Raw genomic sequence first — 12393 nt, 5'->3', positions numbered from 1 at the left:
GCCTCATCGGTAACCCAACGCGTCGTTGGCCTGGTGTGCGGCAATCCCCTGTACCTCATGTCCCGGTGCTGGGTTCTTGGCCGCTGCTGGTGGCGACGGGCGGGCGACGGTGCGCGGCCGGTGGCGGAGGCATAGAGGCAGCGCGGCGGCGACCGACCGGCGCCGCCGCGCGTGCGCGGCCCCTCGGTCCCCTTGGATCGATCCCGACTTTGTTGGGCGGCTCGGGTCTCATGGTCTTGATGGGGTGTCTCGTGCTCGTGCGCTTTATGGGCCCTACGGGTGCTGCTGGGTCTTCCATCTCCAGGCCGGATCGCGGCGGCGGTTCCCCGCGGGCGTGCCCGGCGTCACCGGAGCAAGATCCCTAGGTTGTAGGGCGGTTGGCGCTTGCGGCCGGAGCAGGACGGCCGCGAGCGGAGCGAGCCTTGATGGCGTGGGGAAAGTTCTATCTGGCTCAGCGCAGGGCTTCGATGGCCTTCACGATCAGGGTGCGGGCGTCCGCGCCGTAGACGGCCATGCTGCGCAACCCCTCGAACGCCTTCACGTACAGGGCGATCTCGGAGGGCTGGGTGACATTTACTTCCGCCGACACCAGCTCGACCGAGACATGCTTCTCGTCGTAGATGTGAAAGGTCTCCTCTGGCCAATGCGTCCGGCGGATGTTCATGGGGATGACGCCGAGGGAGACGGCCGGTAGGGCGCCGGCGGTGAGGAGGTAGCCCAGTTGTGCTGCCATCGCGTCGGTGTCGGCCACTTGGGAGTGCAGGACGGACTCCTCGACGACCACGATGAAACGGTGTCCCTGTTCGTGGATGATGCGGGAGCGTTCGAGCCGAGCACGCGCGGCCTCCGCGCTGTCGTCGATGTCCAAGTCGTGGATGTCCGCGGCCATACCGAGGACGGCGAGCGCGTAGCCCTCTGTCTGCAACAGTCCGGGGACGATGCTGGAGGAATAGATCCGGAAGGTCTCGGTATCGCGGGACGCCTGCACCCGGCTGTCCTGGATGTGGCGCAGGCCGGCGCGGACCTGGTCACGCCACTGCCGGTACATCGACTCTGCGCTGATGGACTGGACGACGAGATCCTGAGCTTGTCCGTCCGAACCAGTCGCGCTGCACCATCGCCGAATGTCGTTCGCGGACGGTCCGGTGAGGGCGTTCTCGATGCGAGAGGTCTTGGAGTAGTGCCAGCCGCACGCGGCAGCCAACTGGACGACCGTCAGGCCAGCTTCCTTGCGGAGGTCGCGCAGCCGGTGGGCGACGGCTTCACGTGCGGCCTGGGCAGACGAGGAGGGCGAGGCGGGCATGGGTTGGCTGCCGGTGCTTTCTGGTCAGTGGATCTGGTACTGGTCGTGAGGGACCGCGCGCGCCCAGACAGCCTCGAAGGACTCGGCGCACAGCTTCGCGGCGGCAGGGTCCTCAGAGACTTCGTGGCCGATCATGGCCCCGTCGCCGGAGAAGTAGCCCCATCGGATCACCTGGTCGTCGAAGAGCCAGAAGTCATTGCCGGGCAAGGCGATGTCCGAAGCGCGACGGCGGGGCAACCAGCGCACCTGTTCGCCGGCGCGCACGTTGACGCCGGTGGAGGCGTGTTCGTAGCGGATGTAGTCCGAGACGGGTTCGGACACGATCCGGGCGCGCCGCACCTTGACACCGCGCGCCACGGCACGGGAGACCAGGTCCACCCAGGGTGCCCAGTCGGGCGATCCGGGGTCGTTGTCGAGACGGCCGGTCTCCAGCCACGTCCGGAAGTCTTCAGCCTCTGCGGCCACCCCGTAGTGATCTCGCATCTCAAGGTGCACAGCGGAGTGTGTGCAGCCGTCCATGAGTTCAGCGATCGTCGGAACGATCGAGGACATCGCACGCCTCCCTGATCATGTGCGCCATCCTGGCAGGGATACGGATGACGACCTCGTCCGCCGGGATGCCGACGGCATGGCCCGGCACTTCGAACGCGGCGCACTCTGCTTCGAGTTGAGGCCCGGGCTTCCACCCCTGGAAGACGAGTTCGCCCTTCTCCTGGTCGACCCACACGGTCGGTGAGTCCCCGGTCTTGGTGTCGGGGTCGATCCCAATGAACCGTAGCGACATGACCTACTCCATCCATGAGATGTGCAGTTCTTTGCGACACGCTCCGGCAGATGGCGTAGCTGGTCAAGAGGCCGAACTCGACAAGACCCACGGCAGGTTGGCATGGCTGCAAAGATATGCACATCGCTGGCGTGGGCGTCTGTCGCATCCCTAGCTTCGAGGGGCACGACGAGACCCGGCGACCATGCGGACGGCCCCGGGGCGTGGCCGACTGGGCAGGGGGCGACATGGCGAACCGCATCACAGCGGCATCCGAAGGTACTGAGCGACGGCATGCCGCTCGTCCGGACATCACCATCATGCGCGAGACCGTGCAGATTCTGCTGGACCCGGACGCCGTGGTGCTGCCCCCAGCGCCTGACGAACTGGAGACGCTGACACAGACGATTCGGGGGCACCTGGAGCTACTCATCCCCGAGGTCGAGCAGTCCGTCAGGCTGCTGAAGAAGGACAGCATCCCCCGGTACTGCGCGCTCGCCTGCGTGGGCGAGGCTCGGGGAAAGCTTCGAGCCGAGCCGAGCCGCAGATTCGGCGCAGAAGTCGGCTATGCCCGACGCCTGGCACGCACCTTGAACGCGTTGTGCGACCACTACGAGAACCTCGGCGAGCACCCGTGACCACGGCCATGGACGACATTTCGATGCGCTCCGCTGAGTGCGCGTTGGCCTCGCAGGACGGCTACGAGGACCTGCACCACGAATGCCGCCAGACCAAGGACATCCCACTGCCCCACGGGGCGGGCCTGATCCTGGTACGACGCTGCGACTGCCCCTGCCACAGGCGCATCGCGGGTGTGGCATGACCCGACACTTCTGCCGCTACTGCGACGAGCCGATCACCGATCCTGATGACGCAGTTCACCTCTGGCACGAAGCGAGCAATGAGCGGGAGCAATGCTCATGACTTGTGGATCGGCCTCGGGTTGGACGCGAAGGGCGTACCTTCCCGAGTGATCGATTTCTGGTCATCGAGTAGGCCGACGTTGCACCGTCGGCCGGGAAGGCACGCCCGTGCTGAGCGTAGTGAATGCCGATGGAACAACGGAGACCGGCTTCCTGATTGATGACATCGTCCGTGAGGGCGCGCGGCGCATGCTCGCCGCCGCCCTGGAGGCCGAAGTCAACGCCTACATAGCCGAGTTGGCCGACCAACGTGATGAGACCGGGCGTCGCCTGGTCGTGCGCAATGGCTATCACCAGCCGAGGAAGGTCACGACCGCGGCCGGGGTGATCGAGGTGAAGGCCCCGCGCGTGAACGACAAGCGCGTCGATGAGGCCACGGGCGAGCGCAAGCGGTTCTCGTCGGCGATTCTGCCGCCCTGGTGCCGCAAGTCCCCGAAGATCACCGAGGTGCTGCCGCTGCTCTATCTCCACGGCCTGTCTTCCGGCGACTTCGTGCCCGCGCTGGAGCAGTTCCTCGGCTCGGCGGCCGGGCTGTCGCCAGCGACGGTCACCCGGCTCACCCAGCAGTGGCAGCAAGACCACGCCGCGTTCGGCCAGCGTGATCTGTCCGCCAGCGACTACGTCTACGTGTGAGCCGACGGCATCCACCTGCGCATACGCCTGCGGGAGGCGAAGTCGTGCGTGCTGGTGCTGATGGGCGTGCGCGCGGACGGCACGAAAGAGCTGATCGCCATGAGCGACGGCTACCGTGAATCAGCCGAATCCTGGGCCGACCTGATGCGCGACTGTCAGCGGCGCGGGATGCGGGCTCCCGAGCTCGCGGTTGGCGACGGAGCACTCGGCTTGTGGAAGGCCCTGGCCGAGGTATTCCCCGAGACCCGGCACCAGAGGTGCTGGGTTCACAAGATCGCCAATGTTGCGAACGCCCTGCCGAAATCCGCGCAGCCCGGCGCGAAGAAGGCCCTCCAAGACATCTACAACGCCGAAGACCGCGACCACGCGCTCAAAGCCGTCGCGGCGTTCGAGAAGATCTACGGCGCGAAGTTCCCGAAGGCCGTCAAGAAGATCACCGACGACGTGGACGAGATGCTGGCATTCTACGATTTCCCCGCCGAGCACTGGATCCACTTGCGCACCACGAATCCGATCGAGTCGACCTTCGCCACCGTCCGCCTGCGCACCAAGGTCACCAAAGGCGCCGGCAGCGCGGCGGCCGCCCTGGCGATGGTCTTCAAGCTCGTCGAGTCCGCCCAGGCCCGCTGGCGCGCGGTGAATGCACCCCACCTCGTCGCCCTCGTCCGCGCCGGAGCCCGCTTCGAACGCGGCCAGCTCGTTGAACGGCCACAGACGACCGCGGCATGAATAGGGTGGCGGGCCTGCCTCGAAGTTCGAGATCATTCGGTCATGTCGGATGGCGCGCCAGGACAGGATCTTTCGGTCGGCTTCGGGTTCCGGCCGTATCGCGGCGACGAAGACCACGGCCCCATGGCCGCGGTGCGGCTGGGGTGTGCCGAACGGGACCGGGTCGATGCCCATTCGGTTGTGGAAGGGCTCCCGACGGCGGCCGAGATCGCCGAAGCCTCAGCCAAGCTGGAGGAGCCGTCCAAGAACCAGATCCTGGTGGTGCGCGACGGGAGCGTCGTCGGCTACTCGACGATCCGGTGGTGGCAAGAGCGGGACGATACGTGGCTATACCTGCACCGCGGCCACCTCTTGCCCGAGCATCGCCGCCAGGGCATCGGCTCGGCCATGCTGAGCTGGGCTGAAGAGCGGATCCGCCAGCTCGTCAAACAGCATGGCACGGCGCGGACGGCAGTGATCGGCGCGAATGCCATGGCCTCCGAGGAGGACGCCACGGCGCTACTGCTCGCAGCCGGCTACCGACGTGTCTTCAGTCTCGTCGAGCTGGAGCTGGGCGATCTGCAGCAGCTGCCCGAGCGGGGCAGCAAGCTGCCGGCAGGGATACGGACGGGGCCGATCGGGACAAGCCACTACCGTGCAGCCTGGAGGACGGTCGTCGATTCGTATGCGGACACCGGTTTCACTCAGAAATGGCCTTTCCAGGACTTCGTCGACACCGCCGACCCGGCATGCTGGAGGGCTGCCTGGAACGGGCGGGACATGGTCGGCGTCGCCCTCTGCTCCATCCGCCGTCACGACCACACCGTGGGTGAGGTCGAAGAGTTGAGTGTCCGGACGGACCAGCAACGCCTCGGAATCGGCCGGGCCCTGCTGTTGGACGGGCTGCGCAGCCTTCGCGAGCAGGGTGCAACGACCGCCCGGCTGTTCACGGGCACGGCAAATCCGCACCGGTCCTACGATCTTTACGAGAGTGTGGGGTTCCGGTGGCAGAACGAGTACGTCCGTTACCGCAAGCCGCTTGCTTGACCGACAGGTCATTGGGTTGTCCGGTCAATCCACAGGATTTGACAATGCCTCGGCCCTGACGGCACCGAGAAGTCGAAGAGCTACCCCGACGGACAGAAACGACTCGCCGAGAAGTGGCTCAAGAAGACGGAAGCCGACATGGACAGCGGCTCCTACGTGGACCCAGCCGCCGGCCGAACGACGTTCGGGCAGTACGCCGAGAAGTGGCTGAGTACCCAGACCACCAGCCTGACGACTCGCGAGACGGTCACCTCTGCGGTTCGCGGTCACGCGATCCCCTACATCGGAACGCGCCCCCTCGGTTCTTTCAAGCCCGAACACATCCGGGACTGGCTCAGTGAGTTGGAACAAGCCGTACCGGCGTCGTCGTACCGACGGGTGATCTACAACAACGTGTCGACGATCCTCAATGCGGCCGTCGACGACGGTCACCTGTCGAAGAACCCGTGCCGCGCGCAGTCCGTACGCCCTCCTGCGGCGGGAACCGGCCGGGTGGTGCCGTGGACGGCTGAACGCGTCTTTGGCATGCGGGAAGCACTGCCGGAGCGCTTCCGTGCGGCCGTCGACCTCGCGGCGGGATGCGGCCTCCGGCAAGGGGAGATCTTCGGGCTACCCGTAGACGAAATCGACTTCGATTCCGGGTGGCTACACATCGTGAACCAGGTCAAGGTGACGGCCGGGGGCCTGGTGTTCGGTCCGCCGAAGCGGGACAAGCTCCGTGATGTTCCCCTGCCTGATCGAGTGGCGGAAGTCCTGAAGAACCACATGAAGGCGTTTCCGCCGGTCTCGGTCACCCTGCCGTGGCTTCGGAAGGACGGCCGCCAAGTGACGCGGCAACTGCTGTTCACCCGCCTCGATGGTCTCGGCGCGATACGGCGAACCGACTTCAACGACCGCGCCTGGAAGCCCGCTCTTGTAGCGGCCGGGGTGATACAGAAGCCGAAGCCGGGTGAGCGACACCAAGCCGCTCGCGAACACGGCATGCACGCCCTCAGGCACTTCTACGCCTCGGTACTGCTGGACGCCGGCGAGAACGTCAAGGCACTGAGCAACTACCTCGGTCACAACGACCCTGGCTTCACGCTCCGGGTCTACACGCACCTCATGCCGAGCAGCGACGCGCGGGCCCGGAACGCCGTGGACAGCCTGTACGACGGCACCGATCCTGCGTCGGACGGCCCAGAGACGGCCCAGAAGGGATGAGACGCCGTGGGGCCGACGGTCCGTGACCGTCGGCCCCACGCGCCAATACAGCAGGAAACCCGCTCTGATCTGCCCTTACAGCACCGGCAGGTTCTTCCGCAGCTCGAACGCGGTCACCTCGCTGCGGTACTCCTCCCACTCCTGGCGCTTGTTGCGCAGGAAGAAGTCGAAGACGTGTTCGCCGAGGGTCTCGGCGACCAGTTCGCTGCGCTCCATCAGGGTGAGCGCCTCGCCGAGGTTCTGCGGGAGCGGCTCGATGCCCATCGCGCGGCGCTCCGCGTCCGAGAGGGCCCAGACGTCGTCGTCGGCGCCCGGCGGGAGCTCGTAGCCCTCCTCGATGCCCTTGAGGCCGGCGGCCAGCAGGACGGCGTACGCCAGGTACGGGTTCGCGCCCGAGTCCAGGGAACGGACCTCCACGCGCGCGGAGCCCGTCTTGCCGGGCTTGTACATCGGGACGCGGACAAGGGCCGAGCGGTTGTTGTGGCCCCAGCAGATGTACGAGGGGGCCTCGCCGCCGGCGCCCGCGGTGCGCTCCGAGCCGCCCCAGATGCGCTTGTACGAGTTGACCCACTGGTTGGTGACCGCCGCGATCTCCGCCGCGTGCTTCAGCAGGCCCGCGATGAACGAGCGGCCGACCTTGGAGAGCTGGTACTCCGAGCCCGACTCGTAGAACGCGTTGCGGTCGCCCTCGAAGAGGGAGAGGTGGGTGTGCATGCCGCTGCCGGGGTGCTCGGAGAACGGCTTCGGCATGAACGTGGCGTTGACGCCCTGTTCCAGTGCCACCTGCTTCATGACCAGGCGGAACGTCATGATGTTGTCGGCCGTGGAGAGCGCGTCCGCGTACCGCAGGTCGATCTCCTGCTGGCCGGGGGCGCCCTCGTGGTGGGAGAACTCGACCGAGATGCCCATGGACTCCAGCATGGTGATCGCCTGGCGGCGGAAGTCCTGGCCGACGTGGGTCGGGGTGTGGTCGAAGTAGCCGGAGTTGTCGGCCGGGGTCGGGCGGGTGCCGTCCAGCGGCTTGTCCTTCAGGAGGAAGAACTCGATCTCCGGGTGCGTGTAGAACGTGAAGCCCAGGTCGGAGCCGCGGGTGAGGGCCCGCTTGAGGACGTAGCGCGGGTCCGCGAAGGACGGCGAGCCGTCCGGCATGAGGATGTCGCAGAACATCCGGGCGGTACCGGGGGCCTCCGCCCGCCACGGGAGGATCTGGAACGTCGACGGGTCCGGCTTGGCGATCATGTCGGACTCGTATACGCGAGCGAATCCCTCGATCGCGGAGCCGTCGAACCCGATGCCCTCGTCGAAGGCCTGCTCGAGCTCGGCCGGGGCCACGGCCACGGACTTGAGGAAGCCCAGGACGTCCGTGAACCACAGCCGGACGAACCGGATGTCACGCTCCTCCAACGTCCGGAGCACGAACTCCTGCTGCTTGTCCATCTTCCGCTTCCCCATCCTTGCTGGTCAGGCCGCCTGTCTCCCGCACCACGGAAGGCGGTCGGGCACCTGAGCATCCCACCACAACAGCATTTCATGCGCATTGCGCACCTTGATCGTCCAGCCGACCCCGGAGTGAACGCCTCGCGTAGGGCAGGTGCACCGCTCTGTCTCTCATCTTGCCTGTTCGCGGCGACATCCGTAATGGGTGATCCCCGACGGGAACCGTTGCGGGCGGTCACGGATTACGATCGGTGGCCACCGATTACGATCAGGGACCGAGCAACCGATCGACCGCCCGGCCAACCGACCGCCCCTTTCCCCAGAAGGACCGATCCCATGGGTTCCGCCAAGAAGAGCGCCAAAGACGCCAAAGACAGCGGCAGCGCGGCGCGCAAGGCGCGCATAGAGGAGATGCGGCGCGCCGAGCGCTCGCGTGAGCGCCGGAACCGGATCCTCACGATCGGCGTGAGCGTTGTCATAGTGGCCGGCCTGGTCGTCGGTGTGACGGTCCTCGTGAAGAAGCAGTCCGACGGCAGCGACACCGCGGCGACCGACTCCAAGGGTGCGGGCAAGTTCGTCACCGGCGCGGACGGCGTGAAGACCTGGGACAAGAAGCTCACCCAGAACCATGTCACCAAGACCGTGAACTACCCGATGGAGCCCCCGGTCGGCGGTGACCACAACCAGGTCTGGATGAACTGCAACGGCGATGTCTACGCCAAGGCGATCAACAACATGAACGCCGTGCACTCGCTGGAGCACGGGGCCGTGTGGGTGACGTACAACAGCAAGGCGTCGAAGACCGACATCGACGCGCTCGCGGCGAAGGTGAAGAAGACGCCGTACACGCTGATGAGCCCGGACGACAAGCAGGCGGACCCGATCATGCTGTCCGCGTGGGGCAAGCAGCGCACGGTGACCAGCGCCAAGGACCCGAACGTGGACAAGTTCTTCGAGGAGTTCGTCCAGGGCAAGCAGACCCCCGAGCCGGGCGCCGCCTGTACGAACGGGCTGTCCCAGTGAGCCGGTCGGCCTGGATCGCCGGTGCCGCCGCGACGGCGCTCGTCGCGGCCGGCGCGATCACCTACGCGGTCGCCGACGGTGACGACTCCGGGATGAAGGCACCCGCCGCGGACTCGGCGGACGCGGGCTTCGCCCGTGACATGGCCGTCCACCACCAGCAGGCCGTCGAGATGTCCTACGTCGTGCGCGACCGGACGACGAACGAGGAAATCCGGCGGCTCGCGTACGACATCTCGCAGACGCAGGCCAACCAGCGAGGCATGCTGCTGGGCTGGCTCGACCTGTGGGAGCTGCCGAAGGTGTCCTCGGACGCGCCGATGTCCTGGATGGACATGGCGGGCATGGCCGACGGCAAGGACGGCGCGCTGATGCCGGGCATGGCGACCAACACCGAGATGGCGAAGCTGGGCAGGCTCAGCGGCAGGCAGGCGGAGGTCTTCTATCTCCAGCTGATGACCAAGCACCACCAGGGCGGTGTCCACATGGCCAACGGGTGTGTGGAGCGGTGCGAGGTGGGGGTGGAGAAGCGGCTCGCGCAGGGCATGGTCAACGCGCAGGAGTCGGAGATCTCCCTGATGGCGGGGATGTTGAAGGAGCGCGGCGCCAAGGCCCTTTCCTAGGCCTTTCCCACGGTAGGCGGTCGATCGGAACGATTGGGGCCTTAAACCTCAAATCACCTGCGTATACGTTCTCTTGGGGGCTTCTTGGCACAGCCATTCCCCCTGGATTCCCCTGGCATGAACGGTTCATCGCGAGAGTGGCCAGCGGCGAGTGATCACTCGCCTTGCTCGCGTTGAACCGCATCAGGGGGTTCCATGAGATCCACTCGCGCCGTCAAGCGCGCCGGTGTGAGCCTGGCAGCGACACTGCCTCTGCTCGCCGGCGCGCTGGCGCTCGGCATTCCCGCGGCCCATGCCGCGGACGCCCCGGGCCGGGACACGCTCGCCGGCACCAGGCCCGCGTGGGCCACCGCCAAGGCGGACAAGGGAGCCACGCCCGACGGCTCCAAGGTCACCGCCCGGGTCTATTTCGCCGGGCGGGACGCCAACGGTCTGACCGCGTACGCGAAGGCCGTCTCCGACCCGACGTCGGCTTCGTACGGCAAGTACCTCACCGCCGCGCAGGTCCAGCAGCGCTTCGGGGCCTCCCCGGCCCAGGTCGCCGCCGTCAAGGCGTGGCTGAAGGCGTCGGGCCTCACGGTCACCGGCGTCACGGCGCACTACGTCACGGTGACCGGTGACGTGGCCGCGGCCGAGAAGGCCTTCGGTACACAGCTGCACAACTACGCCAAGGGCAAGAAGACGTACCGGGCGCCCGCCAAGGCCGCCTCCGCGCCGGACAGCCTCAACGGTGCCGTCCTGACCGTCACGGGTCTGGACAACGCGCCGCACAAGGCGACCCACGACGACACGCTGCCGGCGCCGGAGACGGTGTTCCGCAACTCCGGGCCGTTCTCGACGTACTACGGCTCGAACACCGCCTCCACGCTGCCGACGGCGTACGGCGCCCAGATCCCGTACGCCGTCGAGGGCTACACGGGCAAGCAGCTGCGGGCCGCGTACGGCGCGGGCAGCTGGACCGGCAAGAAGGTGCGCGTCGCCATCACCGACGCCTACGCCTCGCCGTACATCGCCGCCGACGCCGCCACCTACGCGGACGCCCACGGCGACGCCACCTACCGGAAGGGCCAGCTCAAGCAGGTCCTGCCGGCGGACTACAGGTACACCGAGGAGTGCTCGGCGGCCGGCTGGTACGGCGAGGAGACCCTCGACGTCGAGGCCGTGCACGCGGTCGCGCCGGCCGCGGACATCACGTACGTCGGCTCCGCGTCCTGCACCGACGACGACCTTCTCGACTCGCTCGGCAAGATCGTCGACAAGCACCTCGCCGACATCGTCTCCAACTCGTGGGGCGACATCGAGGCCAACCAGACGCCGGACCTGGCCGCCGCCTACGACCAGGTGTTCAAGCTCGGCGCGGTCCAGGGCATCGGCTTCTACTTCTCCTCCGGCGACAACGGCGACGAGGTCGTCAACACCGGCCAGAAGCAGGTCGACACCCCGGCCAACTCGGCGTGGGTGACGGCGGTCGGCGGAACCTCGCTGGCGGTCGGCCGGGGCGACAAGTACCAGTGGGAGACCGGCTGGGGCACCGAGAAGGCGTCGCTGTCGGCCGACGGCAAGAGCTGGACGAACTTCCCGGGCGCCTACACCTCGGGCGCGGGCGGCGGCACCAGCGCGACCGTCGCGGAGCCCTTCTACCAGAAGGGCCTCGTGCCGGACTACCTGGCCAAGGCCAACAGCTCGAAGGGCAACCGCGTCGTCCCGGACATCGCGGCCATCGCCGACCCGAACACCGGCTTCAAGGTCGGCCAGACCCAGACCCTGCCCGAGGGCGGCACCGCGTACAGCGAGTACCGCATCGGCGGTACGTCCCTGGCGGCACCGGTGATCGCGGCCGTACAGGCCCTCGCGCAGGAGGCCCGCGGCGGCAAGCCGATCGGCTTCGCCAACCCGGCGATCTACGCGACGTACGCCTCGCACGCGAAGGTCTACCACGACGTGACCGACAACCCCACGGGGTACGGACTCGCCGTGGCACGCCTCGACTTCGCCAACGGCTACGACGCCACGGACGGGATCCTCACCTCCGTCCGCAGCCTCGGCAAGGACAGCTCGCTGCAGGCCGTACGCGGCTACGACGACGTGACCGGCGTGGGTACGCCCGCGAAGGGTTACGTGGAGTCGTACCGCCGCTGAGCCGGCAACGGCGCCGCTGACGCGGCGACATGCCCGAAGCCCGTCCCCGGAGCGTTCACCGTCCGGGGACGGGCGTTTTCCGGGTACCCCGCCCGATCATCAGGAAGATGACGAAACCCGCGACGAACAGGAGCACGCCACCGACCAGGAACGGTAGGGGGGTGTACTCCTCGGTGCACGTCTGCCCGCCCGACGACGAACGGCAGACGTCCCCAGGGCCGCCCCGGTTCAGGTACGCGAGGCAGAAGAGCGGCAGCGCCAGACCCGTGAGGCCTCCGACGACGGCGTTCCGCGGCCCCTTCCGCAGCAGGAGCCCTCCGGCCACGGCGGCGGGGACGAGAAGGACCGGCCCCACCGTCAGGACGGCGGCGAGCCCGGCAGCCACGCACGCCCCCACCGCGAACCAGGCCAGGAACCAGCCCCATCCGCGGCCCGTTCCGCTGCCTTCACTGTCCTCATGTGCCCCGTTGTACGTCATGTCTCCTACTGAAGTCGCCGCCGTGGCGTCCGGGCAATCCACTTCAAGATCCCATTGCCCTACCGTCGGGGAGAGATGACCTCCAGCGCTCCGCCGGGAGCCCGACCTGCACGAAA

General features: G+C 67.5%; 12 protein-coding genes and 1 pseudogene. 8 read left to right on the top strand and 5 right to left on the bottom strand.

From position 1 onward, the window contains the following. Nucleotides 1-451: 451 nt before the first annotated feature. Genes OG595_RS31545 through OG595_RS31535 form a run of 3 tightly spaced genes read right to left on the bottom strand, consistent with a single transcriptional unit; the run spans nt 452 to nt 2087 of the window. Entirely contained in the window at nt 452-1303 is an 852-nt protein-coding gene (locus tag OG595_RS31545) for a helix-turn-helix domain-containing protein (protein WP_329277885.1), read from the bottom strand. A 24-nt stretch (nt 1304-1327) separates the two neighbouring features. Further along, nucleotides 1328-1855 (bottom strand): DUF6879 family protein, encoded by a 528-nt coding sequence (locus OG595_RS31540; RefSeq protein ID WP_329277884.1) that lies wholly within the window; start codon nt 1853-1855, stop codon nt 1328-1330. Beyond that, the gene (locus tag OG595_RS31535; RefSeq protein ID WP_329277882.1) at nt 1827-2087 is read right to left on the bottom strand and encodes a hypothetical protein; all 261 of its coding nucleotides are present in this window, start codon (nt 2085-2087) and stop codon (nt 1827-1829) included. Before OG595_RS31535 ends, OG595_RS31540 begins: the two co-directional genes overlap by 29 nt. A 227-nt stretch (nt 2088-2314) precedes the next feature. Here OG595_RS31535 and OG595_RS31530 point away from each other — a divergent pair, with 227 nt between their 5' ends. The 5 genes and pseudogenes from OG595_RS31530 to OG595_RS31510 all read left to right on the top strand — a co-directional run bounded on the left by OG595_RS31530 (nt 2315) and on the right by OG595_RS31510 (nt 6580). Continuing rightward, nucleotides 2315-2704: a DUF6415 family natural product biosynthesis protein gene (locus OG595_RS31530; protein WP_329277880.1), complete on the top strand. Its 390-nt coding sequence runs from the start codon at nt 2315-2317 to the stop codon at nt 2702-2704. A gap of 23 nt (nt 2705-2727) precedes the next feature. Beyond that, nucleotides 2728-2889, top strand: a complete 162-nt coding sequence (locus tag OG595_RS31525) for a hypothetical protein (protein ID WP_329277878.1) — start codon at nt 2728-2730, stop codon at nt 2887-2889. 208 nt (nt 2890-3097) lie between these two features. Then, nucleotides 3098-4351, top strand: a pseudogene (locus OG595_RS31520) (IS256 family transposase). A gap of 42 nt (nt 4352-4393) precedes the next feature. Beyond that, a complete protein-coding gene (locus tag OG595_RS31515) occupies nt 4394-5377 on the top strand; it encodes a GNAT family N-acetyltransferase (RefSeq protein ID WP_329277876.1) in 984 nt (327 codons plus the stop codon). 138 nt (nt 5378-5515) lie between these two features. After that, nucleotides 5516-6580 (top strand): tyrosine-type recombinase/integrase, encoded by a 1065-nt coding sequence (locus OG595_RS31510; RefSeq protein WP_329277874.1) that lies wholly within the window; start codon nt 5516-5518, stop codon nt 6578-6580. Nucleotides 6581-6655: 75 nt separating this feature from the next. On the opposite strand, the gene OG595_RS31505 is transcribed toward OG595_RS31510, so the two are convergent. Next, complete coding sequence (locus tag OG595_RS31505; RefSeq protein WP_189146573.1) at nt 6656-8017, bottom strand: glutamine synthetase family protein; 1362 nt, start codon at nt 8015-8017, stop codon at nt 6656-6658. 336 nt (nt 8018-8353) lie between these two features. Between OG595_RS31505 and OG595_RS31500 the strand changes: the two genes are divergently transcribed. The 3 genes from OG595_RS31500 to OG595_RS31490 all read left to right on the top strand — a co-directional run bounded on the left by OG595_RS31500 (nt 8354) and on the right by OG595_RS31490 (nt 11799). Further along, a complete protein-coding gene (locus tag OG595_RS31500; protein WP_329277871.1) occupies nt 8354-9040 on the top strand; it encodes a DUF3105 domain-containing protein in 687 nt (228 codons plus the stop codon). Continuing rightward, nucleotides 9037-9660 (top strand): DUF305 domain-containing protein, encoded by a 624-nt coding sequence (locus tag OG595_RS31495; protein WP_329277869.1) that lies wholly within the window; start codon nt 9037-9039, stop codon nt 9658-9660. The genes OG595_RS31500 and OG595_RS31495 overlap by 4 nt, the downstream gene beginning before the upstream one ends. Before the next feature lie 195 nt (nt 9661-9855). Then, complete coding sequence (locus OG595_RS31490; RefSeq protein ID WP_329277867.1) at nt 9856-11799, top strand: S53 family peptidase; 1944 nt, start codon at nt 9856-9858, stop codon at nt 11797-11799. 55 nt (nt 11800-11854) lie between these two features. Here OG595_RS31490 and OG595_RS31485 read toward each other — a convergent pair whose 3' ends face one another. Further along, nucleotides 11855-12277, bottom strand: coding sequence for a hypothetical protein (locus OG595_RS31485; protein WP_329277865.1), 423 nt, complete (start codon nt 12275-12277; stop codon nt 11855-11857). Nucleotides 12278-12393: the final 116 nt, after the last annotated feature.

Origin of the sequence: Streptomyces sp. NBC_01451, assembly GCF_036227485.1 — a bacterium.
Taxonomy (GTDB): Bacteria; Actinomycetota; Actinomycetes; order Streptomycetales; family Streptomycetaceae; genus Streptomyces.
Note: the sequence above shows the minus strand (reverse complement) of the source record. Positions and strands in the feature narration are given on the sequence as shown.